The sequence below is a fragment of the Erwinia sp. GW821-FHT03D09 genome (assembly GCF_059420805.1).
Window position 1 is genome coordinate 1 of record NZ_JBWKUK010000007.1, and the last position, 23206, is coordinate 23206.

Annotated in this window: 17 protein-coding genes and 1 rRNA gene; 13 read left to right on the forward strand and 5 right to left on the reverse strand. The window is 57.2% G+C overall.

Annotated features, from left to right (window positions below; all coding sequences use genetic code 11):
* Window positions 1-288 precede the first annotated feature (288 nt).
* The 6 genes from rrf (at window position 289) to aceK (ending at window position 7987) form a co-directional block, all read left to right on the forward strand.
* Window positions 289-404, forward strand: a 5S ribosomal RNA gene (gene rrf, locus AC07U6_RS08160).
* Between the two features lie 279 nt (window positions 405-683).
* Window positions 684-1796: a porin gene (locus AC07U6_RS08165; RefSeq protein ID WP_494764577.1), complete on the forward strand. Its 1113-nt coding sequence runs from the start codon at window positions 684-686 to the stop codon at window positions 1794-1796.
* A 186-nt stretch (window positions 1797-1982) separates the two neighbouring features.
* Window positions 1983-2912 (forward strand): homoserine O-succinyltransferase MetA, encoded by a 930-nt coding sequence (gene metA, locus AC07U6_RS08170; RefSeq protein WP_494764168.1) that lies wholly within the window; start codon window positions 1983-1985, stop codon window positions 2910-2912.
* 347 nt (window positions 2913-3259) lie between these two features.
* Complete coding sequence (gene aceB / locus AC07U6_RS08175; protein ID WP_494764167.1) at window positions 3260-4858, forward strand: malate synthase A; 1599 nt, start codon at window positions 3260-3262, stop codon at window positions 4856-4858.
* A 20-nt stretch (window positions 4859-4878) separates the two neighbouring features.
* Window positions 4879-6183 (forward strand): isocitrate lyase, encoded by a 1305-nt coding sequence (gene aceA / locus AC07U6_RS08180; protein WP_494764166.1) that lies wholly within the window; start codon window positions 4879-4881, stop codon window positions 6181-6183.
* A 58-nt stretch (window positions 6184-6241) separates the two neighbouring features.
* Entirely contained in the window at window positions 6242-7987 is a 1746-nt protein-coding gene (aceK, locus tag AC07U6_RS08185) for a bifunctional isocitrate dehydrogenase kinase/phosphatase (protein WP_494764165.1), read from the forward strand.
* 3 nt (window positions 7988-7990) lie between these two features.
* Here aceK and AC07U6_RS08190 read toward each other — a convergent pair whose 3' ends face one another.
* The 3 genes from AC07U6_RS08190 to iclR all read right to left on the reverse strand — a co-directional run bounded on the left by AC07U6_RS08190 (window position 7991) and on the right by iclR (window position 10719).
* Entirely contained in the window at window positions 7991-8923 is a 933-nt protein-coding gene (locus AC07U6_RS08190; RefSeq protein ID WP_494764164.1) for a phosphatidate cytidylyltransferase, read from the reverse strand.
* On the reverse strand, window positions 8920-9729 hold the full coding sequence (locus AC07U6_RS08195) for a lysophospholipid acyltransferase family protein (protein WP_494764163.1): 810 nt from the start codon (window positions 9727-9729) through the stop codon (window positions 8920-8922). Before AC07U6_RS08195 ends, AC07U6_RS08190 begins: the two co-directional genes overlap by 4 nt.
* A gap of 156 nt (window positions 9730-9885) precedes the next feature.
* Window positions 9886-10719, reverse strand: coding sequence for a glyoxylate bypass operon transcriptional repressor IclR (gene iclR, locus AC07U6_RS08200; protein ID WP_105595781.1), 834 nt, complete (start codon window positions 10717-10719; stop codon window positions 9886-9888).
* 201 nt (window positions 10720-10920) lie between these two features.
* Here iclR and metH point away from each other — a divergent pair, with 201 nt between their 5' ends.
* Window positions 10921-14604, forward strand: a complete 3684-nt coding sequence (gene metH / locus AC07U6_RS08205; protein WP_494764162.1) for a methionine synthase — start codon at window positions 10921-10923, stop codon at window positions 14602-14604.
* Here the strand turns inward: metH and AC07U6_RS08210 are convergent.
* Window positions 14601-15305, reverse strand: coding sequence for a UTRA domain-containing protein (locus AC07U6_RS08210; RefSeq protein WP_494764161.1), 705 nt, complete (start codon window positions 15303-15305; stop codon window positions 14601-14603). The genes metH and AC07U6_RS08210 overlap by 4 nt on opposite strands.
* Before the next feature lie 208 nt (window positions 15306-15513).
* Here AC07U6_RS08210 and AC07U6_RS08215 point away from each other — a divergent pair, with 208 nt between their 5' ends.
* The 6 genes from AC07U6_RS08215 to AC07U6_RS08240 all read left to right on the forward strand — a co-directional run bounded on the left by AC07U6_RS08215 (window position 15514) and on the right by AC07U6_RS08240 (window position 21779).
* Window positions 15514-16578 (forward strand): ABC transporter substrate-binding protein, encoded by a 1065-nt coding sequence (locus tag AC07U6_RS08215; RefSeq protein WP_494764160.1) that lies wholly within the window; start codon window positions 15514-15516, stop codon window positions 16576-16578.
* 9 nt (window positions 16579-16587) lie between these two features.
* Window positions 16588-17403, forward strand: coding sequence for an alkaline phosphatase family protein (locus AC07U6_RS08220; protein WP_494764159.1), 816 nt, complete (start codon window positions 16588-16590; stop codon window positions 17401-17403).
* Window positions 17400-18242, forward strand: a complete 843-nt coding sequence (locus AC07U6_RS08225; protein ID WP_494764158.1) for an ABC transporter permease — start codon at window positions 17400-17402, stop codon at window positions 18240-18242. The genes AC07U6_RS08220 and AC07U6_RS08225 overlap by 4 nt, the downstream gene beginning before the upstream one ends.
* Before the next feature lie 13 nt (window positions 18243-18255).
* Entirely contained in the window at window positions 18256-19041 is a 786-nt protein-coding gene (locus AC07U6_RS08230; RefSeq protein WP_494764157.1) for an ABC transporter permease, read from the forward strand.
* Window positions 19042-19043: 2 nt separating this feature from the next.
* Window positions 19044-20036, forward strand: coding sequence for an ABC transporter ATP-binding protein (locus AC07U6_RS08235; protein WP_494764156.1), 993 nt, complete (start codon window positions 19044-19046; stop codon window positions 20034-20036).
* Between the two features lie 117 nt (window positions 20037-20153).
* Window positions 20154-21779 carry a Na/Pi cotransporter family protein gene (locus AC07U6_RS08240; protein WP_494764155.1) on the forward strand — a complete coding sequence of 542 codons (1626 nt, stop codon included), beginning with the start codon at window positions 20154-20156 and terminating at the stop codon, window positions 21777-21779.
* 500 nt (window positions 21780-22279) lie between these two features.
* Here AC07U6_RS08240 and panS read toward each other — a convergent pair whose 3' ends face one another.
* The gene (panS, locus tag AC07U6_RS08245) at window positions 22280-23206 is read right to left on the reverse strand and encodes a ketopantoate/pantoate/pantothenate transporter PanS (protein ID WP_494764154.1); all 927 of its coding nucleotides are present in this window, start codon (window positions 23204-23206) and stop codon (window positions 22280-22282) included.

The following is a 23206-nucleotide window of genomic DNA, read 5'->3' on the forward strand; positions in this document are numbered from 1 at the left end:
AGCGCAGCGATGCGTTGAGCTAACCGGTACTAATGACCCGTGAGGCTTAACCTTACAACACCAGAAGCGTTCTGGTGAGTGTTGAGAGACAACACGAACAGTTTTCAGCTTGTGACGGATAAAGAATTTAGCACTGTTCTGCGGACACAAGTCCGAAGGATTTTGCGCTGAGACAAGGCGGCAGGCGAGACGGCGGGAAGAAGCATACATAAGTATGTGACTGAACGACGCGAACGCAGCCAACGCAGTATCAGCACAAAAGACACAGGACAGGGCAGAAAGAATTTGCCTGGCGGCTGTAGCGCGGTGGTCCCACCTGACCCCATGCCGAACTCAGAAGTGAAACGCCGTAGCGCCGATGGTAGTGTGGGGTCTCCCCATGCGAGAGTAGGGAACTGCCAGGCATCAGATAAAGCAGAAGGCCATCCTGAAGGATGGCCTTTTTGCGTTTACGCGTAAAAAAATCTCTTCCTGACGACTCGCCGTGGAACGGAAATCAGCGTGTTACCGGTACGTACTGGCGACAGAACATGCTTCCCGGCGCAATCTGCGCACAAAATATCCCCGATATTCTCCCGCTTTTCACCCAAAATAGACGGCTTATGACAATCAACCTCAAAAGGGAAGTTGAGGAACAGATGAATACACCCAAAAAAAGATATGCCATCCAAGCCAGCCTGCTGATGTTCGCCTGCTGGAATAGCGATCTTTGCGCGGAAATTACGCTTTTACAGCAGGATAGAGACAACCCGGACTGGCTGAGCAGGCTCAATCTCTCCGTAAATGGCAGTATCCGGCCTCAGTTCAATGACGTGATGGGCGGCAGTGATAAAGGCTCCTATCAGCGAAATGGCTTCGATGATGGCGATAATCAAACCCGCTTTGGCTTTGCCGCAGACTATTATCTGCGTGATGGCGTCAGCTGGTATACCTATTATGAAGTCGGTGTGAACATGCCTGCGATGTTTGACTGGAAAAATCACTTTGAGAAGGGCAGCACCTACACTACCCGGCGTATGCTTTACACCGGGCTGAAGGCCGATGATATGGGGGAGCTGACCATCGGCCAGCAAACCAGCGTCTACTATGATATTGTCGCGGCAAAAACCGACCTCTGGGATGATGATATGCTCGCCCAGGCATCAGGAGTCGGTATCAATGGGGCCTATGACGGTTCATACCGCCCGCGTAAGCAGCTGAAGTTTAAAAACAGTTACGGCAGCGTCGATCTGTATGCGGGTTGGTTATTTCCGGATAGCGAATATGTCGTGGGAGACGGCACGCATTATCGCCGTAAAGGCGGAGGATCGCTGGGTTTTGACTACCATATCGCCGACGATCTCAGCCTGGGCATGGCGTGGAATGAAACGCGTGCGACCATTAAGCATCCCGGTGCTGACGATGATAAAACCTATAACCAGCATATTATGGGCGCGGCCCTTAGCTGGGTGCCTGATAACTGGACCTTTGCTGTTGGCGGCGGCTGGTATAAAAACTTCCTGCAAACTCAATCGATCCGAACGGATAACTACTTTGCCGGCAATGCCTGGGGCGTTGAATACTATGCTGGCTACAACTTTCATATCGATCGCGCAGGGTTGAAAACCGTGCAGCCGTTTTTTATGGGCGATCGCCTGGAATACGTCAGCGGCAGGGACTATAAGCGCATCGATAACGGTCTGGGCCTGCTGCTTGGTTTTGCCTATGGTTTTAGCGTCGATTATGAGCACATGTTTACCTCCAGCACCGACAGGCTGGGCGATGTGAATTTTGTACGCCTGAGTTACGACTTCTGAGTTTTCCTTGTAGCCAGCTCCGATCGCATCATCACCGTGATAACTAACAACGGTATCCGCTGGTTGCTCCCCACCCTGAAACATTTTCAACTATCATATGAACAACTCGACTTTTGCCATGCATCACGCTATCTTCAGGCATCTGGATGTCTAAACGTATAAACGTATGTAGTGAGGAAGTTGACCATGCCGATCAGGGTACCTGATGAATTACCAGCCGTGAGTTTTCTGCGCAATGAGAACGTCTTTGTTATGACGTCAACTCGTGCCAGTACTCAGATGATCCGTCCCTTGAAGGTGCTGGTACTGAATTTGATGCCGAAGAAGATCGAAACTGAAAATCAGTTTTTGCGTCTGCTCTCCAATTCGCCGTTACAGATTGATATTCAGCTGCTGCGTATCGACAGTCGTGAGTCCCGCAATACGCCCAGCGAGCACCTCAATAACTTCTACTGCAATTTCGAAGACATCAAGCACGATAACTATGATGGGCTGATCGTGACCGGTGCACCGCTTGGGCTGGTCGATTTCTGCGATGTTGCTTACTGGCAGCAGATCCAGCAGGTACTGCACTGGGCGCGTGAGCACGTGACCTCCACGCTGTTTGTCTGTTGGGCGGTACAGGCCGCGTTAAACATCCTCTACGGTATCCCGAAGCAGACGCGGGAAAACAAATTATCCGGCGTATTCGAACATCAGATCCTTCATCCCCACGCGCTGCTGACGCGGGGTTTTGATGACACGTTCCTGGCGCCACATTCGCGCTATGCCGATTTCCCGGCGCAGATCCTGCGTGATTACACCGATCTGGAAATCTTTGCCGAATCTGAAAAAACCGGCGCTTACCTGTTTGCCAGCAAGGATAAACGCCTGGCCTTCGTTACCGGCCATCCTGAATACGATGCGTTGACGCTCTCGGGGGAATACCACCGCGACTACGATGCGGGGCTTAACCCTGAAATCCCCTACAACTATTTCCCGCAGGATAACCCCGAGCTTCCGCCAAGCGCGAGTTGGAGAAGTCATGGCAACCTGTTGTTTTCAAATTGGTTAAACTACTACGTCTACCAGATAACACCATTCGATCTTCGTCATATGAACCCAACGCTGGACTAATTTCACCTCACCCGATCGCAGGTATAATCGTTAAGCGTATTCCTGGGGGCGGGTCGATCTTTACCTTCATTTCATTGCCATTTCCCCCTACCGTAATCCAACCTTTCCCGTGACTATCTGCTGAATCGATCCATTTCGTCACGTGCTAAAAATCATGATGAAAACACCTTCCTATCTTTAAATATTTTTATTCACATTAAAATCAATCAATTAAAATCATTTAATATTTAAAATGGAAATAGTTTTTGATTTTGAAAATTATCTGTTTATATTTTGATCCTGCGGGTTAAAGATTGTCCACTTAACGATCGTCACGCCAGGCGGACGAAACTGACAGGAGCAGGGGTATGACACAACAGCTAATCAGCGCGGAACTCACCTTTCAGCGCCAGCCTGGCCAGCAGGAACGCGAAATTCTTACGGGTGCAGCGGTCGATTTCCTTACCGAACTGGTGACGCACTTCACGCCAAAGCGCAACGCGCTGCTGGCAGAACGTGCGAAAACTCAGCGTAAAATTGACGATGGTGAGCTGCCTGATTTTATTTCGGAAACGGATTCCATTAAAAGAGGTGAATGGCAGATCCGCGGCATTCCGCGGGACTTGCAGAACCGTCGGGTGGAAATTACCGGCCCCGTTGAACGCAAGATGGTGATCAACGCCCTGAATGCCAACGTCAACGTGTTTATGGCCGATTTCGAAGATTCACTGGCCCCAAGCTGGGACAAAGTGATCGCCGGGCAGATCAATCTGCGCGATGCGGTTAACGGCACCATCAGCTACAGCAATGAGGCGGGTAAGATCTACCAGCTGAAGCCGAATCCGGCGGTACTGATCTGCCGCGTGCGCGGCCTGCACCTGCCGGAAAAACATGTCACCTGGCGGGGAGAAGCGATCCCGGGCAGCCTGTTTGATTTCGCCCTCTACTTCTTCCACAACGTAGAAGCGCTGCTGGCAAAAGGCAGCGGCCCCTATTTCTACCTGCCAAAAACGCAGAGCCATCAGGAAGCCGCCTGGTGGAGTGAGGTGTTCAGCTACGCCGAAGATCGTTTCGATCTGCCGCGCGGTACGATCAAAGCCACGCTGCTGATCGAAACGCTGCCAGCGGTGTTTCAGATGGATGAGATCCTCTGGAGCCTGCGCGATCACATCGTGGGCCTGAACTGCGGCCGCTGGGATTACATCTTCAGCTACATCAAAACGCTAAAAAACCATCCCGACCGCGTTCTGCCGGATCGGCAGTCGGTCACCATGGATCAGGGCTTTCTTGATGCCTACTCGCGACTGCTGATCAAAACCTGTCACCGCCGAGGCGCATTCGCCATGGGGGGCATGGCGGCCTTTATCCCGAGTAAAGACGCGGAGCGCAACGAGTGGGTGCTGAACAAGGTGAAAGCCGACAAGCAGCGCGAAGCCAGCAACGGCCACGACGGCACCTGGATTGCCCATCCTGGCCTGGCGGATACGGTGATGGCGGTCTTTAACCAGACGCTGGGCGACGAGCTCAACCAGCTGCACGTAACGCGTGAACAGGACGCCGCCACCACCGCCGAACAGCTGCTGGCACCCTGCGACGGTGAGCGTACCGAGGCAGGAATGCGCGCCAATATTCGTGTTGCGGTGCAGTACATCGAGGCCTGGATTAACGGTAACGGCTGCGTGCCGATCTACGGGCTAATGGAAGATGCCGCTACGGCGGAAATCTCCCGTACCTCCATCTGGCAGTGGATACGCCACGGCAAAACCCTGCAAAACGGTGAAGTCGTGACCGAAGCACTGTTCCGCAAGATGCTGACCGAAGAGATGCTGGTCATCCGCGAAGAACTCGGCGGCCAGCGCTTCGAGCAGGGGCGCTTTGAAGAGGCCGCAGCATTAATGGAGCGTATCACGACCGAATCTGAACTGGTTGAATTCCTGACGTTACCCGGCTACCGCTTACTTCCCTGAACCTGACAAGGAACATTGCTATGACCTCACGTACCCAACAGATCCAACAAATCGAACAATCCCGACGCGATGCACGTTGGGAAGGCATTACCCGCCCTTACAGCGCGGAAGAGGTGGTAAAACTGCGCGGCTCGGTCAATCCGGCCTGTACGCTGGCACAGCAGGGCGCTGAAAAACTGTGGGCACTGCTCAACGGCGGCGCGAAAAAAGGCTACGTTAACAGCCTCGGTGCACTGACCGGCGGCCAGGCATTACAGCAGGCGAAAGCCGGCATTGAGGCGATTTACCTCTCCGGCTGGCAGGTGGCCGCCGACGCTAACCTGGCCTCCAGCATGTACCCGGACCAGTCTCTTTACCCGGTGAACTCTGTGCCGTCGGTGGTTGAACGCATCAACAACAGCTTCCAGCGTGCGGATCAGATCCAGTGGGCCAACGACATTGATCCGGGCGATCCGCGCTACGTGGATTATTTCCTGCCGATCGTGGCCGATGCGGAAGCCGGTTTTGGCGGCGTGTTGAATGCCTTTGAGCTGATGAAGTCAATGATTCAGGCAGGTGCAGCAGGGGTACACTTCGAAGACCAGCTGGCCTCGGTGAAGAAGTGTGGGCATATGGGCGGTAAAGTGCTGGTGCCAACCCAGGAAGCCGTACAGAAGCTGGTTGCCGCACGGCTGGCTGCGGATGTGATGGGCGTACCCACGGTGCTGATCGCCCGCACCGATGCCGACGCCGCCGATCTGATCACCTCCGACTGCGACGAGTACGACCGTGAATTCGTCACAGGCGAACGCACCCAGGAAGGGTTCTATCGCACCCGAGCCGGGATCGAACAGGCTATCAGCCGCGGACTGGCCTATGCGCCGTATGCCGATATGGTGTGGTGCGAAACGTCAAAACCGGATCTCGACCAGGCGCGACGCTTTGCCGAAGCCATTCACGCCCGCTTCCCGGGCAAGCTGCTGGCCTACAACTGCTCGCCGTCGTTTAACTGGAAGAAGAACCTCGACGATCGCACCATCGCTCAGTTCCAGCAGGCGCTGTCGGACATGGGCTACAAATACCAGTTTATCACGCTGGCGGGCATTCACAGCATGTGGTTCAACATGTTTGACCTCGCGCAGGCCTACGCGCAGGGGGAGGGAATGCGCCACTACGTGGAAAAAGTACAGCAGCCTGAATTTGCCGCTATCGACAAAGGCTACACCTTCTCTTCCCATCAGCAGGAAGTGGGGACCGGCTACTTTGACCGCGTGACCACCATTATCCAGGGCGGCAGTTCTTCCGTCACCGCACTGACCGGTTCTACCGAAGAAGATCAGTTCTGATAAGCGGGCGGGCTATCTGGCCCGCCACAACATGTTTAGCCGGTTAATGAGGTGAGCGATGTCGGAGAGGGAAACGCTGATAGCCCAGACTATCCTGCAGGGGTTCGATGCCCAGTACGGCCGCTTTCTGGAAATTACCGCCGGTGCCCAGCAGCGCTTTGAGCAGGCCGACTGGCAGGCGGTGCAGCAGGCGATGAAAGCGCGTATCCATCTTTACGACCACCACGTTGGGCTGGTTGTTGAACAGCTGCGCTGCATCACCGGTACGCAGTCTGAAGATCGCGACCTCCTGCAGCAGGTAAAAAGCATCTACACCGGGTTGCTGCCGGACTATCCGCGTTTTGAAATTGCCGAAAGCTTCTTCAACTCCGTTTACTGCCGTCTGTTCAGCCATCAGGCGCTGACGCCAGAACGGCTGTTTATTTTCAGCTCCCAGCCCGAGCGGCGCTTTCGTACGATTCCGCGGCCGCTGGCGCGGGAGTTCAGCGCGTCGGCAGGCTGGCAGCCGCTGTTGAATCGCCTGCTGCACGATCTGCCACTGCGCCTGCCGTGGCAGGATCTGGCGCGGGATATCACTTTTATCATCAGCCATCTGCGGGAAAACTTCAGCGAAAGCGACCTGCAGCAGGCAACGTTACAGGTCGCCAACGAGCTGTTTTACCGCAATAAAGCGGCGTGGCTGGTGGCTAAACTGCGCACCCCTTCCGGGGTATGCGCGTTCCTGCTGCCCATCCACCGCAGCGACGCGGGCGAATTGTTTATCGATACCTGCCTGACCCGCAACCGCGAAGCCAGTATCGTCTTCGGCTTTGCCCGATCCTATTTCATGGTATATGCGCCGCTGCCTGCCGCGCTGGTGGAATGGCTGCGGGAGATCCTGCCGGGGAAAACCACCGCCGAGCTGTATATGGCGATTGGCTGCCAGAAGCACGGCAAAACGGAAAGCTACCGGGAATACCTCAACTACATGGCCGCTACCCGCGAACAGTTTGTTATCGCCCCCGGCGTGCCGGGGCTGGTGATGCTGGTGTTTACGCTGCCGGGGTTTGACCGGGTGTTTAAGGTGATTAAAGACATCTTCGCGCCGCAGAAGGACGTCACGCCGCAGCGAGTTCGCCAGTGCTATCAGCTGGTCAAAGAGCACGATCGCGTTGGTCGCATGGCCGACACCCAGGAGTTTGAAAACTTCGCCATTGAGCAGGCAAGGCTCAGCCCGGATCTGCTGGCTGCGCTGTGGCATGAGGTGCCGGAAAAACTACAGCAGCAGGGGGAGATGTTAATCATCAGCCATCTGTATATGGAACGCCGGATGACGCCGCTCAATCTGTGGCTGGAACAGGCCGACGATCGGCAGCGGCACGATGCGATTGAAGAGTATGGCAACGCGGTGAAGCAGCTGGCGGCAGCCAACATTTTCCCTGGCGATATGCTGTATAAAAACTTCGGCGTCACCCGCCACGGACGCGTGGTGTTCTACGACTATGATGAAATCAGCTATATGACCGAAGTGAACTTCCGCGACATTCCACCGCCGCGCTACCCGGAAGACGAACTGAGCCATGAGCCGTGGTACAGCGTGGCACCGGAGGATGTTTTCCCGGAAGAGTTTCGCCACTACCTCTGCGCAGACCCAAAGATAGCGCGGCTGTTTGACGATATGCACGGTGAACTGTTTCGCGCCGACTTCTGGCGCGAATTACAGCAGCGGATACGTAACGGACACATTGAAGATGTCTTTGCCTACCGCCGTCGGCAGCGCTTTTGCCAGCGCTACGGCGACGGCCAGCTCGGCCAGGCGTGCTGAAAATCAGGTATAGAAGTAGCGCACCACGTGGAAGAATACCGGCGCGGCGAAGCAGAGTGAATCGATGCGATCCATCATGCCACCGTGCCCCTCAAGCATGGCACCGAAATCCTTCACGCCCCGGTCGCGCTTGATTGCCGACATGCACAGGCCGCCCAGGAAGCCGAGCAGGGTGATCAGCAGTGAAATCAGAAACGCCTGCCACGGCGCAAAGGGCGTTATCCACCACAGCCCCATGCCGACCAGGCTGGCGCTGAGGATGCCGCCGACAAAGCCCTCGACCGTTTTATTCGGGCTGAGCTTCGGCACAATCGGGCGCTTGCCCCACAGCTTGCCGAACACATACTGCAGCACGTCAGAAATCTGCACCACAATCATCAGGAACAGCAGCAGCTTGATATTCTGCTGCTCATAGCCGGGGATCTGCAGCATCAGCAGGGCCGGAGCGTGGCTGATGCAGTAAACGGCGATCATCATGCTCCACTGAATTTTGGCGGCGCGTTCCAGAAAGTGGCTGGTATCCCCCGCCAGCGCCAGCCGGGCCGGAATAAACAGCCAGGCGTAAACCGGGATCAGGATGACAAACACGCCGTACCACTCAATGCCGACCAGCAGGTACTGCAAAGGCAGGATGACAAAGAAGCACCAGAACAGCGCCTCATGATCGCTGCGGCGCGTCGGCAGCAGAGTAATACACTCCCGCAGCGCATAGAACGACATCAGCATAAACAGCACCGTTGAACCAACAGGACCAAGCGTCATCGCCAGTACGGAGATAATACACATCACCCACCAGGCGCGAATGCGCGCGTTCAGGTTGGCGATAGTGTCATTCTGCTTAAACTTTGCCAGCACGCCGCCAATGATGCTGGCCACCAGCAGCAGGCCAAACAGGCCGCACAGCAGCCAGCTCAGTTCAGAATCCCAGATTTTCATGGTGCAATCGCCTCCAGTGCGGCTTTAGTCCTTGCCAGAAAAGCCTGTTTGTCTTCCCCGTCTTCCGCACCCGGCAGCGGCACACCGAAGGTGGCGCTACAGATAATCGGCACCACCAGTCGCGACCCTTTAGGCAGCACCCGGTTAAGATTATCCAGCCAAACCGGAACCAGTTCGACGTGCGGATAGGCTTTGGAGAGGTGATAAAGGCCGCTCTTGAAACTGTTGAGCTGCTCGCCGCTGCCGCGTGTACCTTCGGGGAACAGGATCAGCGAGTGCTGACTGTCCAGCGCCTGCTTCAGCGGCAGCAGAACATCCTTGCTCATCGTTGAACTGCTTTCTTCACGCTCCGGTACGGGCAGGATCGCACCCTCTGCCTCAACCGGCTTTTGCTGCGGAAGCGTGCTGCCGCCTTCGCTGTGGGCCCGTTCTGCGCTGGCGCGCTGCATATCCGTGATGATATCCACAGTGTACGCCTCTGCCGGTTTCGCCTCACGCTCACCGGCAGGGCGGCGTTCAACCAATACTGCGCCGAAAATCCGCAACGCCAGATAGCGCCGCAGGCGGGAGCCAAGCCAGTAGTCCGCCGCCGCCACCGGATGAACCTGGCTGCGCATCTGCGGCGGCAGGCTGGCCCAAATCACCAGGCCATCGAGGTGGCTGCTGTGGTTGGCATAATAGATGCGGGTTTTTTCCGGCGCGGGCTCGCTGTGCCAGCGGGAACGAATGCCGGTGAGTAAGCGGCAAACGGTGACCAGCAGCGCGCTGACCAGGCGTCGATCGAGGGACCGGCGTGATTCAGTCATTGGACCGGTTCCTCCTGTTGTCTGCAGACGTCGCAGATCGGGCGCAAACCCGTATCTGTCGCAGATTGCCCTTACAAATCAGTTGATACTGAACATCCTTATCCATCTAAAACCCCCAGCGTTGAAAAATCATCAATAGACTGCGTTGGCGATCGGTCAGTGACTGCCGCCGTATTCGCGGGTGATCTCTTTTGCCGCTTTGATCACCATCGCACCGATCTCGGTCACACGATCGTCGGTGATACGGGAAATCGGGCCGGAAATCGACAGTGCGGCAAACGGTTCGCGATGCTCATCGTAAATGCAGGCCGCAACGCAGCGTAATCCCAGCGCATGCTCTTCATCATCAAAGGAATAGCCCGCTTTGCGCGTCTGTGCCAGGTTATCTTTCAGGCTCTGCGGCGACATCAGCGTTTTCGGCGTGTAGTGATGCAGCCCCTGGCGGTGCAGCAGCTCGGTCACCTGCTTCTCATTGAGATTGGCCAGGAACGCTTTACCCGCGCCGGAGGCGTGCATCGGCAGCTTGCCGCCAATCGGGGCCGACATACGCATCAGCTGGGTACACTGCACCTGATCGATAATCACCGCCTGATGATCGCTAAGATCCAGTACCGCCAGGTTTACCGTTTCGCCTGACTCCTCCATCAGCCTGCGCAGCATCGGATGCACCAGCGCCAGCAGGTTACGGCTTTGCAGGAAGCTGCTGCCCACCACAAACGCGTGCGCGCCGATGGTCCATAAGCCTAAATCACCCACCTGGCGCACAAATCCCTGCTGCTGCATGGTGGTCAGTAATCGGTGTGTAGTGGAGTTGGGCAGCCCGGCCTGCTGGGCCAGTTCGGTCAGCGCCACGCTGCCGTGGGACTCGGCAATGAACTCCAGCAGCTTGAGGCCGCGGGTTAATGACTGAACCTGGCCAGCAGGTTGTGCTGCCTGGGCGCTGGCAGTACGGGGTTTCTTGCCGCGTTTAACCGGGACGGGGGTAGCCATATCTGAGTCCTTTATTTTTCACCATATGGAAATCATTTTCGTTTTATTGGCTAATAATGCAACGCGTTGCGATCTGGTCGGATCAGTAGCTTATTGATCTGAAAATGTCTCATCCGCCATCGCTGTTACCCACGTAAAAGTTGTGCCAGTATGACGTGTTGGCAGTGGCGCCAGCAGGCGACGAGTGAAGGGGCAAGAGTGGTGAGCAACAGAATTGAAGCGCTGCACCAGCAGCTGGCGAAACGCATCATGCTGCTGGATGGCGGCATGGGAACCATGATCCAGAGCTACCGGCTGGCAGAAGATGATTTCCGCGGTACGCGCTTTGCCGACTGGCCCTGCGACCTGAAAGGTAACAACGACCTGCTGGTGCTGACTCAACCCAATGTTATTAGCGAGATCCATCACGGCTATCTTGCCGCCGGTGCGGACATCCTGGAAACCAACACCTTTAACTCCACCACCATTGCCATGGCTGATTACCAGATGGAATCGCTGTCGGCAGAAATTAACTACGCGGCGGCGAAACTGGCGCGCGCCTGCGCCGACGAATGGACCGCAAAAACGCCGGAGCGCCCGCGCTACGTTGCCGGGGTATTAGGCCCGACTAACCGCACCTGCTCGATTTCCCCGGATGTAAATGACCCGGCCTTCCGTAACGTCACTTTCGATCAGCTGGTGGAAGCCTACCGCGAATCGACCCGTGCGCTGGTGGAGGGCGGTTCAGACATCATCATGATTGAAACGGTGTTCGATACCCTGAACGCCAAGGCGGCGATTTTTGCCGTACAGACGGAATTCGAGGCGCTGGGCGTAGCGCTGCCGCTGATGATCTCCGGCACCATTACCGATGCCTCCGGCCGTACGCTCTCCGGGCAAACAACCGAAGCCTTCTACAACTCGCTGCGCCACGCAGAGCCGCTTTCATTCGGCCTGAATTGTGCGCTGGGCCCGGACGAACTGCGCCAGTACGTGGCCGAGCTGTCGCGCATCGCTGAAGGTTATGTGTCAGCTCACCCTAACGCCGGTCTGCCAAACGCCTTTGGCGAATACGATCTGGATGCCAAAACCATGGCGGACCAGATCGGCGAATGGGCGCAGGCCGGTTTCCTGAATATCGTTGGCGGCTGCTGCGGCACCACGCCGGAACATATTGCCGCGATGGCGGCGGCCGTCGAGGGCGTGGTTCCGCGCCCGCTGCCTTTGGTGCCGGTTGCCTGCCGCCTTTCCGGGCTGGAACCGCTGAATATCCGTGGCGATTCGCTGTTTGTTAACGTCGGCGAGCGTACCAACGTTACCGGTTCGGCGAAGTTTAAGCGGCTGATCAAAGAAGAAAAATACAACGAAGCGTTGGATGTCGCCCGTCAGCAGGTGGAAAGCGGCGCGCAGGTGATCGACATCAACATGGATGAAGGGATGCTCGATGCCGAAGCGGCGATGGTGCGTTTCCTTAACCTGATCGCCGGCGAGCCGGATATTGCCCGCGTACCGATTATGATCGACTCCTCGAAGTGGGAGGTGATCGAAAAAGGGCTGAAGTGCATCCAGGGTAAGGGCATCGTGAACTCCATCTCGATGAAGGAGGGCATAGAGCCGTTCCTGCATCACGCGCGGCTGGTGCGCCGTTATGGTGCCGCGATGGTGGTGATGGCCTTTGATGAAGTCGGCCAGGCGGATACCCGCGCGCGAAAAATCGAAATCTGCCGCCGCGCCTACAAACTGCTGACCGAAGAGGTGGGATTCCCGCCGGAAGATATCATCTTTGACCCGAATATCTTTGCGGTGGCCACCGGCATTGAAGAGCACAACAACTACGCCATGGACTTTATTGGCGCCTGTGAAGACATCAAACGCGAACTGCCGCACGCGATGATCTCCGGTGGCGTGTCTAACGTGTCATTCTCCTTCCGTGGCAACGACCCGGTACGCGAAGCCATTCACGCCGTATTCCTCTATCACGCCATCCGTAACGGGATGGATATGGGCATTGTGAATGCCGGTCAGCTGGCGATTTATGACGATCTGCCCGACGACCTGCGAGAAGCGGTCGAGGACGTGGTGCAGAACCGCCGCGACGACGGCACCGAGCGCCTGCTGGAACTGGCGGAAAAGTATCGCGGCAGCAAAGCCGATGACGACAGCAACAAGCAGCAGGCCGAGTGGCGCGGCTGGGAAGTGGCTAAGCGTCTGGAATACTCGCTGGTGAAAGGTATCACCGAGTTTATTGAAGAAGATACCGAAGCCGCTCGCCAACTTTCGACTCGTCCGATTGAAGTGATCGAAGGCCCACTGATGGCCGGCATGAACGTGGTCGGCGATCTGTTCGGCGAAGGCAAAATGTTCCTGCCGCAGGTGGTGAAATCCGCCCGCGTGATGAAGCAGGCGGTGGCCTATCTGGAACCCTATATTGAAGCCAGCAAAGAGAAGGGCAGCACCAACGGTAAAATCGTGCTGGCGACGGTGAAGGGTGACGTGCACGACATCGGTAAAAACATCGTTGGTGTGGTGCTGCAGTGTAATAACTACGAAATTATCGATCTTGGCGTGATGGTGCCGAGTGACAAAATCCTCAAAACCGCCCGCGAGGTCAACGCCGATATTATCGGCCTGTCCGGGCTGATCACGCCGTCGCTGGATGAGATGGTCAACGTGGCGAAGGAGATGGAGCGCCAGGGCTTTACCCTGCCGCTGCTGATCGGTGGAGCAACCACCTCGAAGGCGCATACGGCGGTGAAGATCGAGCAGAACTACAGCGGCCCGACGGTCTACGTGCAGAACGCCTCGCGCACCGTCGGCGTGGTGTCGTCTCTGCTGTCGGCGACGCAATACGACGATTTTGTCGCCCGCACGCGGAAAGAGTACGACACCGTGCGCATCCAGCACGCGCGTAAAAAGCCGCGAACGCCGCCGGTCAGCCTGCAGGCAGCACGCGATAATGCTTTCAGCTTCGATTGGGATAACTACACCCCACCGCCAGCGCACCGGCTGGGCGTAAGCGAAGTGAGCGCTAACATCGAAACCCTGCGTAACTACATCGACTGGACGCCGTTCTTTATGACGTGGTCGCTGGCGGGGAAATATCCGCGCATTCTGGAAGATGAAATTGTGGGTGAAGAGGCGAAACGTCTGTTTGCCGACGCTAACGCCATGCTGGACCAGCTCAGCGCCGACGGTACGCTCAATCCGCGCGGCGTGGTGGGGATTTTCCCGGCTAACCGCGTGGGGGATGACGTAGAAATTTACCGCGATGAGTCGCGCACCGAAGTTTTGCAAGTGAGTCATCACTTACGTCAGCAGACAGAAAAAACGGACTTCCCGAACTACTGCCTGGCCGATTATGTCGCGCCGAAATCCAGCGGAAAAGCCGATTACCTTGGTGCGTTTGCCGTGACCGGCGGGCTGGAAGAGGATGCGCTGGCGGAAGCCTTCGATGCGCAGCACGACGACTACAATAAAATTATGATTAAAGCGCTGGCCGATCGCCTGGCCGAAGGCTTTGCCGAATACCTGCATGAGCGGGTGCGTAAGGTGATCTGGGGCTTTGCCGCCACCGAAAACCTGAGCAACGAAGAGCTGATCCGCGAGAACTACCAGGGCATCCGCCCCGCACCGGGCTACCCGGCCTGCCCGGAACACACCGAAAAAGCCACGATCTGGCAGCTGCTGGATGTGGAAGCACGTACTGGCATGAAGCTTACTGAATCTTTCGCTATGTGGCCCGGCGCGGCGGTGTCCGGCTGGTACTTCAGCCACCCGGATAGCAAGTACTTCGCCGTGGCCCAGCTACAGCGCGATCAGATTGAAGATTATGCGAAGCGTAAAGGCATGTCGGTGACTGAAGTGGAGCGCTGGCTGGCACCGAACCTGGGTTACGACGCGGACTAATCCACCTCAACGGCAATATACAGCGCATCGTAGCGCCAGTATTCGCAGTCGCAGTCTATCACCCGGTCATGCTGGTCACGGTTCAACCGGGTGATAAACAGCGCCGGGCTGCCCGCCGCCACTTTCAGCGCCGGTGCGGCAAAGGTTGGCAGCGGCGCGGGCAGCATGGTGAAGCCCACACGGCCATAGCGAATGCCGTACTCTTCCTGATAAAGCTGGGTCAGCGAGCGCGTTAAATCGTGCTCCAGCAGCCGTGGGAAATAGCGCGGATTCAGATAGTGCTCCACGTACAGCACTGCGCGCTCATCAATCCGCCGCAGGCGACGGATACGGTAAACGTCCTCCCCCTCCTGCATTTCCAGCCGTGCCGCCAGCCCTGCATCTGCTGCCACCGTCTGCGCATCCAGCACCTCGGTACGGGCGCTGCGCCCCTGGCGTTCGGCCATCGCGTGAAAGTGGCTGCGCAACAGCGGATCGTAGGCCAGCCTCGGCGGGGCTATAAACCAGCCCCGGCGCAGTTCGCGATAAATCATGCCTTCCGCTTCCAGCTGGCCCAGCGCCTCGCGCAGCGTAATGCGCGTGGTGGAGAACTGCTCGCTCAGGATGCGTTCGGCGGGCAGGCGTCCGCTGTCGGCGAAGTCGCCCTGGCGAATACGGGCGGCCAGCGACCGGCAAATGACATCCACAGTTAATGATTTCATCACATCAGCGCCTCAAATTAGTGCGAGTCTGCACATAAATCGCGCGCAGCCCGTCTTTCCATACCACTTACGATCCTGGCAGGCGTTGCTGGTCTAGTCCACAGCCTGCGCGCGCTGTCATAAAACATTCACTGTGCCAGGTTAGATTGGCTCGGTTCTTGCTGGACTAGTCCAGAAGGCCATTAACCCTATCACCTGGAGCATCAGTATGAAATCTTTGTTCGCATCCGTGTTAGCAAGTGCCATCGTTGTGTCGTTTTCGGCCAGCAGCTGGGCGGCCGACGCCGATCTGGCAGCGCTTGAAAAATCCGCCCGCGCGGAAGGTCAGGTCAACAGCGTCGGCATGCCAGACAGCTGGGCTAACTGGAAAGGCACCTGGGAAGATATCACCAGCAAGTACGGCATCAAGCACAGCGACACCGACATGTCCTCCGCGCAGGAAATTGCCAAATTCGCCGCTGAAAAAAGCAATGCCAGCGCCGATATCGGTGACGTGGGGGCTTCATTTGGTCCGTTAGCCGTGCAGAAGGGCGTTACCCAGCCTTACAAACCGAGCACCTGGGATCAAATTCCTGACTGGGCGAAAGATAAAGACGGCCACTGGGCGCTGGCCTATACCGGCACCATCGCTTTCATTATCAATAAAGACCAGGTGAAGGATATCCCGCACAGCTGGGCCGACCTGAAAAAAGGCAAATACGTCGTTACCATCGGCGATGTCGGCATCGCTGCACAGGCGGCGAACGGCGTACTGGCGGCAAGCTATGCGCTGGGCGGCAACGAGAAGAACCTGAAACCTGCGCTGGATTTCTTTAGCGATCTGGCGAAAGAAGGCCGTCTGGGCGTGACCGATCCGGTGATTGCCAACATTGAAAAAGGCGAAATCCAGGTTGCCGTGGTCTGGGACTTTAACGGCCTGAACTACCGCGATCAGATTGACCGCAGCCGCTTTGAAGTGGTGATCCCATCCGACGGTTCCATCACTTCCGGCTACACCACCATCATCAACAAATTCGCTAAACACCCGAACGCCGCCAAGCTGGCACGTGAATATATCTTCTCCGATGCCGGTCAGATCAACCTGGCGCGCGGCTACGCCCGTCCAATCCGCGCCGAGCATCTGACCCTGCCGGAAGATGTACAGGCCAAACTGCTGCCGGCCAGCGAGTACAAAAACGCTCACCCGGTTGCCGACCAGGCCGCCTGGGATAAAGCCTCGAAAGCGCTGCCGCGCATGTGGCAGGAAAACGTCATCATTAACATGAAGCAATAAGGTCAGACGATGAAAACGATTCTGGTAGTGTTGGACGGTCTTAACTTTCAGGTTGCGCGCGATGCGATGGGCTATCTTCATGCGGAATGCGCGCAGGGTAACGGGCAGCGCTATCAGATCACCTGCGAGCTACCATCGCTCTCGCGGCCGCTGTATGAATGCATTCTTACCGGCATTACGCCGGTGAAAAGCGGCATTATTCACAACGGCGTGAGCCGTCTGAGCACGCAGCAAAGCATTTTTCACTATGCCCGTGAGGGCGGCCTGACCACCGCGGCGGCCGCCTATCACTGGGTCAGCGAGTTGTATAACCGCACGCCGTTTGTACCCGCTCGCGATCGCCATACGACAGCCGTCGAGCTGCCGATCCAGTATGGCCATTTTTATTCCGATGACGTCTATCCCGATTCGCACCTGTTTGAAGATGCCGAAAGCCTGCGGCTGAACCATCAGCCCGACTTTCTGCTGATCCACCCGATGAACATCGACGATACCGGGCATAAGCACGGATTCTCTTCCTCGCAGTACCGTAACCGCGCGCGCATGGCCGACGGCTATCTGTCACAGTGGATGCCGGAGTGGTTGCGCCAGGGCTACCAGGTTATCGTCACTGCCGATCACGGTATGAACGACGACCGCAGTCACGGCGGTATCCTGCCGGAAGAGACTGAGGTGCCGCTGTTCGTCTTCGGTTCAGCGTTTTCCCTGTGTGCAGACGCCGCGCCGAAGCAAACCGAGCTGTGCGGCACGCTGTGCCAGATCCTCGGCGTACCGCATGATAAGCCAGTTTGTACACCGCTGCTGCGGTCCGGGGAGCTCGCATGACGAAAGGAAAGGGGCTTGCGCTGCTTTGCCTGCTGCCGTTCGCGGTGTTCTATATCGCGTTTCAGATCGCGCCGCTGGTCTGGATTGCGGTTAACAGCTTTTACAGCGAAATGAACGAGGCCTGGGGATGGGCCAACTACACCGACATCCTCACCTCGACGTTTTACCAGCAGGCGATACGCTTCTCGCTGGATATCTCATTCTGGTCGAGCGTGTACGGCCTGATCATCGCGCTGCTGGGCGGCTATTCGCTGCACCAGCTCGGCGGCGGCAGGCTGCACCGTTTTCTGATGTCCTTTACCAACATGACCAGCAACTTTGCCGGTGTGCCGCTGGCGTTTGCCTTCGTGATCCTGCTCGGCCTGAACGGCTGCCTGACGCTGCTGATGCGTAAATACGAAATCATGCAGGGTTTTAAGCTCTACTCCACCGACGGGCTGATTGTGGTTTACACCTGGTTCCAGATCCCGCTGGGTATTCTACTGCTCTATCCGGCGTTTGACGGGCTGAAAAAGGAGTGGCAGGAGTCGGCCGCGCTGCTGGGAGCCAGCCGCTGGCGCTACTGGCGGCACATCGGTCTGCCGGTAATGACCCCGGCGCTGGTGGGCACCTTCGTGATCCTGCTGGCGAACGCTCTGGGCGCCTACGCCACGATTTATGCGCTGACCACCGGTAACTATAACGTCATTCCGGTACGTATCGCGGCGCTGGTCTCCGGCGACGTTTCGCTCGACCCTAATATGGGCAGCGCGCTGGCGATGCTGTTGGTGGTGCTGATGTCGATCATCACCGTGGTTCATCAGTGGATGGTGCGCCGCAGCTACCAGTATGCGCGCTAAGGCAGGAGGAACGATGTCGAAAAGTGAATACGTTTACCACAGGATTGTTGTCTGGCTGGTGTTTATCATCCTCGCGCTGCCGCTGGTGGCCACGCTGTTTTACGCACTGGCCACCCGCTGGGGTGCAACGATTCTGCCCGACGGCTTAACCTTCAAATGGCTGATTCAGCTGTGGAGCGATCCGCGTTTCCTCGTCGCACTCGGGCATTCGCTGCTGATTTGCCTGGGATCGCTGCTGTTCTCGCTGCTGCTGGTGCTGCCGACGATGTTTGTGATCGCTTACTACTTCCCGAAACTCGATGCGGTGATGAATATCCTGATCCTGCTGCCGTTTGCCATTCCGCCAGTGGTGTCGTCAGTGGGGCTGCTGCAACTTTACTCATCGCCGCCGCTGATGCTGACCGGCACGCCGTGGATTCTGATCGGCTGCTACTTCACCATCGCGCTGCCGTTTATCTACCGCGCCATCGCCAACAATATGCAGGCGATTAACCTGCGCGAGCTAATCGATGCCGCCCACCTGCTGGGCGCCAGCACCTGGCAGGCGGCGCTACTGGTGGTACTGCCTAATCTGCGCAAAGGCGCGACGATTGCCGTGCTGCTTTCGTTCTCCTTCCTGATCGGTGAGTTTGTCTTCGCTAACCTGCTGGTCGGCACCAGTTATGAAACGCTACAGGTTTACCTCTATAACGTGCGTAACAGCAGCGGGCACTTCAGCAGCGCGCTGGTGATCTCCTATTTCGTCGTTGTCCTGCTGGTCACCTGGCTGGCCAATACCCTGAATCGTGAACGAGGCTGAAGATGTCGTATTTGAATGTGACCCAACTGAATAAGAGCTATGGCCCGACCAGCATCTTTCAGGATATTGAATTCAGCGCCGACGAAGGCGAACTGGTGACGCTTTTAGGACCCAGCGGCTGCGGTAAATCGACGCTGCTGCGCTGCATTGCCGGGCTGACCACCGTAGATAGCGGCCGTATTCTGCTGCGGGGAGAGGATATCGTGCCGGTGACGCCGCAGAAGCGCGCTATCGGCATGGTGTTTCAGAGCTACGCGCTGTTTCCCAATATGACCGTTGAACGCAACGTCGCGTTTGGTCTGAAAATGCAGAAACTGCCCGCCGCCGAGATCCAGCAGCGGGTGGCGGACGCGCTGGATCTGGTTGAGCTGAACGATTTTGCCCGCCGGTATCCGCATCAGCTATCCGGCGGCCAGTGTCAGCGTGTGGCGCTGGCGCGTTCGCTGGTCACGCGGCCGCGCCTGCTGCTGCTGGACGAACCGCTGTCTGCGCTGGATGCGCGTATCCGTCGCCATCTGCGCGATCAGATCCGCCGTATTCAGCAGGAGCTGAATCTGACAACGCTGTTCGTCACCCACGACCAGGAAGAGGCGCTGACGATGTCCGATCGGATTGTGCTGATGAACAAGGGAAAAATCGTGCAGAGTGGCAACGCCGAGGCGCTTTACACCCAGCCCGCCGATCTGTTCGCTGCCGGATTTATGGGCAACTACAATCTGCTCAGCCCCGATCAGGCGCTGCAGTTGACCGGCCAGCGGTTCAGCGGTCAGGTGGCTATCCGCCCCGAATCGATGATGCTGTGCCCGCCAGATCAGGGGATACCGGCATCAATTATCAGCCATAGCCTGCTGGGCAACGTCATTCGCTACCGGGTTCAGGTCGGCGACGTTGAGCTGCTGGTGGACGTGCTGAACCGCTCGGTGGACGATTTGCATCCGGCGGGTTATCAGGTGGGGCTGGTGCTGGATAAGCATACGATGCGGGAAGTTGCCTGATATCACGCTGATAAAAAAGATTTTTTCTGTATATCGGCTAAACTTACCGCTGTGAGATGCAAAGTGAACTCGGCTTTGCGTTTGATAATGGTACAGAAGTTGTGAGGTCGATATCCGGTGTTAACCCTGTTAAATCTTCTTTCTGCCGTGGCGCTGCTGGTGTGGGGAACTCACATTGTGCGTACCGGTATTATGCGCGTTTACGGTGCCGATTTGCGTCGGGTGCTCAGCCGTAGCGTAGAAAAAAAACCGATGGCGTTTCTCGCCGGGATCGGCGTCACCGCGCTGGTTCAGAGCAGCAATGCCACCACGCTGCTGGTGACGTCCTTTGTCGCCCAGAATCTTGTTGGGCTGACGCCTGCACTGGTGGTCATTCTCGGTGCGGATGTCGGTACGGCGCTGATGGCCCGTATTCTGACCTTCGATCTCTCCTGGCTATCGCCGCTGTTTATCTTCTTCGGCGTGGTATTTTTCCTTAGTCGTAAGCAAACCCGCGCCGGTCAACTCGGCCGTGCCAGCATTGGCCTTGGGCTAATCCTGCTGGCGCTCCAGCTGGTTGTTGCCGCCGCCGCGCCGATCACCCAGGCGTCCGGGGTGAAAGTGCTGTTCTCTTCGCTGACCGGCGATGTGATGCTGGATGCGCTAATTGGCGCGGTGTTTGCCATTATCAGCTACTCCAGCCTGGCGGCGGTGCTGATCACCGCCACGCTGACCGCCACCGGCGTGATTTCCTTTAAAGTGGCGCTGTGCCTGGTGATCGGGGCCAATCTCGGCAGCGGGCTGCTGGCGATGCTGAATAACAGCACCTCAAACGCCGCCGGGAAACGTGTTGCGCTCGGCAGCCTGCTGTTTAAATTTATCGGCTCGCTGATGGTGCTGCCGTTTGTCGATCTGCTGGCGGAATGGCTGGCGAAGCTGCCGGTCAGTGATGAAGAGCTGGTGATTTTCTTCCACGTTTTCTACAACCTGATCCGCTGTGTGATTATGGTGCCGTTTGCCGAGCCGATGGCCGGGCTGTGTAAGCGCCTGATCCACGAAGAGCCGGAAACTGAGCTGCGGCTGAAGCCGAAGCACCTTGATACCAGCTCGCTCGATACCCCGGCGCTGGCGCTGGCGAATGCGGCACGTGAAACGCTGCGTATGGGCGATGTGCTGGAGCAGATGCTGGCCACCTTCGGCAAGGTGATTCACGGTGAGCTACGTGAGGACCGGGAGATCCGTAAGCTCGATGATGACGTCGATGTGCTGTACACGGCGATCAAGCTTTATCTGGCGCAGATGCCGAAGGAAGACCTGCCGGAAGAGGATTCGCGGCGCTGGGCGGAAATCATCGAAATGGCGCTGAACCTGGAGCAGGCCGGGGATATTCTGGAACGTATGAGCGGTGACGTGGCGGATAAATCGCTGGCCGCGCGCCGGGCATTCTCCGTTGAAGGGATGCAGGAGCTGGATGCGCAGCTTGAGCTGTTAACCAGCAATCTGCGCCTCAGCCTGCCGGTATTTCTCTCCCGCGATTTGACCAGCGCTAAACGCCTGCGCCGTTCTAAACATCGTTTCCGCATCACCAACCGCCGCTATTCCCATGCTCATGTCGATCGGCTGCATCAGCATAACGTGCAGAGTATCGAAACCAGTTCGCTGCACCTGGGGCTGCTGGGCGATATGAAGCGCCTGAACTCGCTGTTCTGTGCGGTGGCCTACAGCGTACTGGAGCAGGCGGATGATGATAAAGACGATGAGTGATGTCGCAGTTCGATCGGTGTCTGATTGAGCGGTGTCGTTTTGTTTGAGGTGTTGCTGCTTGTTCAGAGTCTGGCGTATCGGTGTCGGGCGGGTTCGCGGACTCGGCGTGGACACATCCGTGTGGCCTCGATTCGCGCGTCCCTGCGCTCAACGGTCCGCGAACCCGCCCGTCACCGATTGCCCACAAGCTACGGTTTCGCTGTGAATTGAGGACAGTGATATCTGAAGCGATTCTATATGAGGGTGAGCTGGACTTCCCAAATCAACACGATGCATTAAAAAGCGAACGTTTTGGGGTATTTCAAAGCAACGCATTGATAAATAAGGTGAACGTTACGGGGAAGATAAGCCGGGTGTCTGCGGCAGGGATGCCGCAGCCAAGCCCACACGGACGTGTTAACGGCGACCCGGCGTTCTGCCCCGTAATGGTCGCCCGGGCACGGAAACGAAGCGACTAAATCTCCCTCCACGGTCTTCCGGGCCACCAATACAAAGCCGAATTACGGCCTCTTCTTATCCTTAATCGCCTTACCCGACCAGTACCCGGCCAGCAGCGAACCTGACAGGTTGTGCCAGACCGAGAACAGCGCGCCCGGCAGGGCCGCCAGCGGGGAGAAGTACAGCTTGCCCAGCGTTGCCGCCAGACCGGAGTTCTGCATCCCCACTTCCAGCGCCAGCGTGCGGCAGGTGGACTCATCGAAGCCAAACAGCTTGCCGCCCCAGTAGCCGCCCAGCAGGCCAATGGCGTTGTGCAGGATCACCGCGATAATCACCACCAGACCGACCGAACCAATAAAGCTCTGGCTGCCCGCTACCACCGCGCTGATGATCAGTAGAATGCAGACCATCGAAAACGCCGGCAGGTACGGTTCCACGCGTTTCACCACGCCGTTCAGGGTGTGATGAATAATCAGGCCCAGGCCAATCGGTACTACGACGATTTTAACGATGCTCAGCAGCATGCCCACCACATCGACCTGAATATGGGTATCGACGTAGAACTTGGTCAGCAGCGGGGTAGCAAATACGCCAACCAGCGCGGAAACGGAAGAAATCGTCACCGACAGCGCCACATCGCCCTTTGCCAGATAGATCATCACGTTTGACGCCGTGCCGCTCGCCACGCTGCCCACCAGGATCATCCCTGCAGAAAGATCGGGTGGCATATTAAATAATTTTGCCAGCGCCCATGCCGCCAGCGGCATCACCAGATAGTGCAGGAAAGTTCCGGCGATGACCGGCGCCGGGCGGGTCAGCACACGCTTAAAATCATCAATGTTTAGCGTCACGCCCATACCGAACATAATCAGCATCAGCAGGTAAGTGACATAAGGCCCGATGCCGGTAAAGGTGGTCGGCGTGTAATAGGCGGCGACGGAGAGCAGGACTGCCCAGAGGGGGAACAGTCGGGTAACAGTAGCAAGCAT

Coding starts and splice junctions, on each gene's coding strand:
- AC07U6_RS08165 (WP_494764577.1), top strand. CDS start 684: ATGTTCGCCTGCTGGAATAGCGATCTTTGCGCGGAAATTACGCTTTTA.
- metA (WP_494764168.1), top strand. CDS start 1,983: ATGCCGATCAGGGTACCTGATGAATTACCAGCCGTGAGTTTTCTGCGC.
- aceB (WP_494764167.1), top strand. CDS start 3,260: ATGACACAACAGCTAATCAGCGCGGAACTCACCTTTCAGCGCCAGCCT.
- aceA (WP_494764166.1), top strand. CDS start 4,879: ATGACCTCACGTACCCAACAGATCCAACAAATCGAACAATCCCGACGC.
- aceK (WP_494764165.1), top strand. CDS start 6,242: ATGTCGGAGAGGGAAACGCTGATAGCCCAGACTATCCTGCAGGGGTTC.
- AC07U6_RS08190 (WP_494764164.1), bottom strand. CDS start 8,923: ATGAAAATCTGGGATTCTGAACTGAGCTGGCTGCTGTGCGGCCTGTTT.
- AC07U6_RS08195 (WP_494764163.1), bottom strand. CDS start 9,729: ATGACTGAATCACGCCGGTCCCTCGATCGACGCCTGGTCAGCGCGCTG.
- iclR (WP_105595781.1), bottom strand. CDS start 10,719: ATGGCTACCCCCGTCCCGGTTAAACGCGGCAAGAAACCCCGTACTGCC.
- AC07U6_RS08210 (WP_494764161.1), bottom strand. CDS start 15,305: ATGAAATCATTAACTGTGGATGTCATTTGCCGGTCGCTGGCCGCCCGT.
- AC07U6_RS08215 (WP_494764160.1), top strand. CDS start 15,514: ATGAAATCTTTGTTCGCATCCGTGTTAGCAAGTGCCATCGTTGTGTCG.
- AC07U6_RS08220 (WP_494764159.1), top strand. CDS start 16,588: ATGAAAACGATTCTGGTAGTGTTGGACGGTCTTAACTTTCAGGTTGCG.
- AC07U6_RS08225 (WP_494764158.1), top strand. CDS start 17,400: ATGACGAAAGGAAAGGGGCTTGCGCTGCTTTGCCTGCTGCCGTTCGCG.
- AC07U6_RS08230 (WP_494764157.1), top strand. CDS start 18,256: ATGTCGAAAAGTGAATACGTTTACCACAGGATTGTTGTCTGGCTGGTG.
- AC07U6_RS08235 (WP_494764156.1), top strand. CDS start 19,044: ATGTCGTATTTGAATGTGACCCAACTGAATAAGAGCTATGGCCCGACC.
- panS (WP_494764154.1), bottom strand. CDS start 23,206: ATGCTTGCTACTGTTACCCGACTGTTCCCCCTCTGGGCAGTCCTGCTC.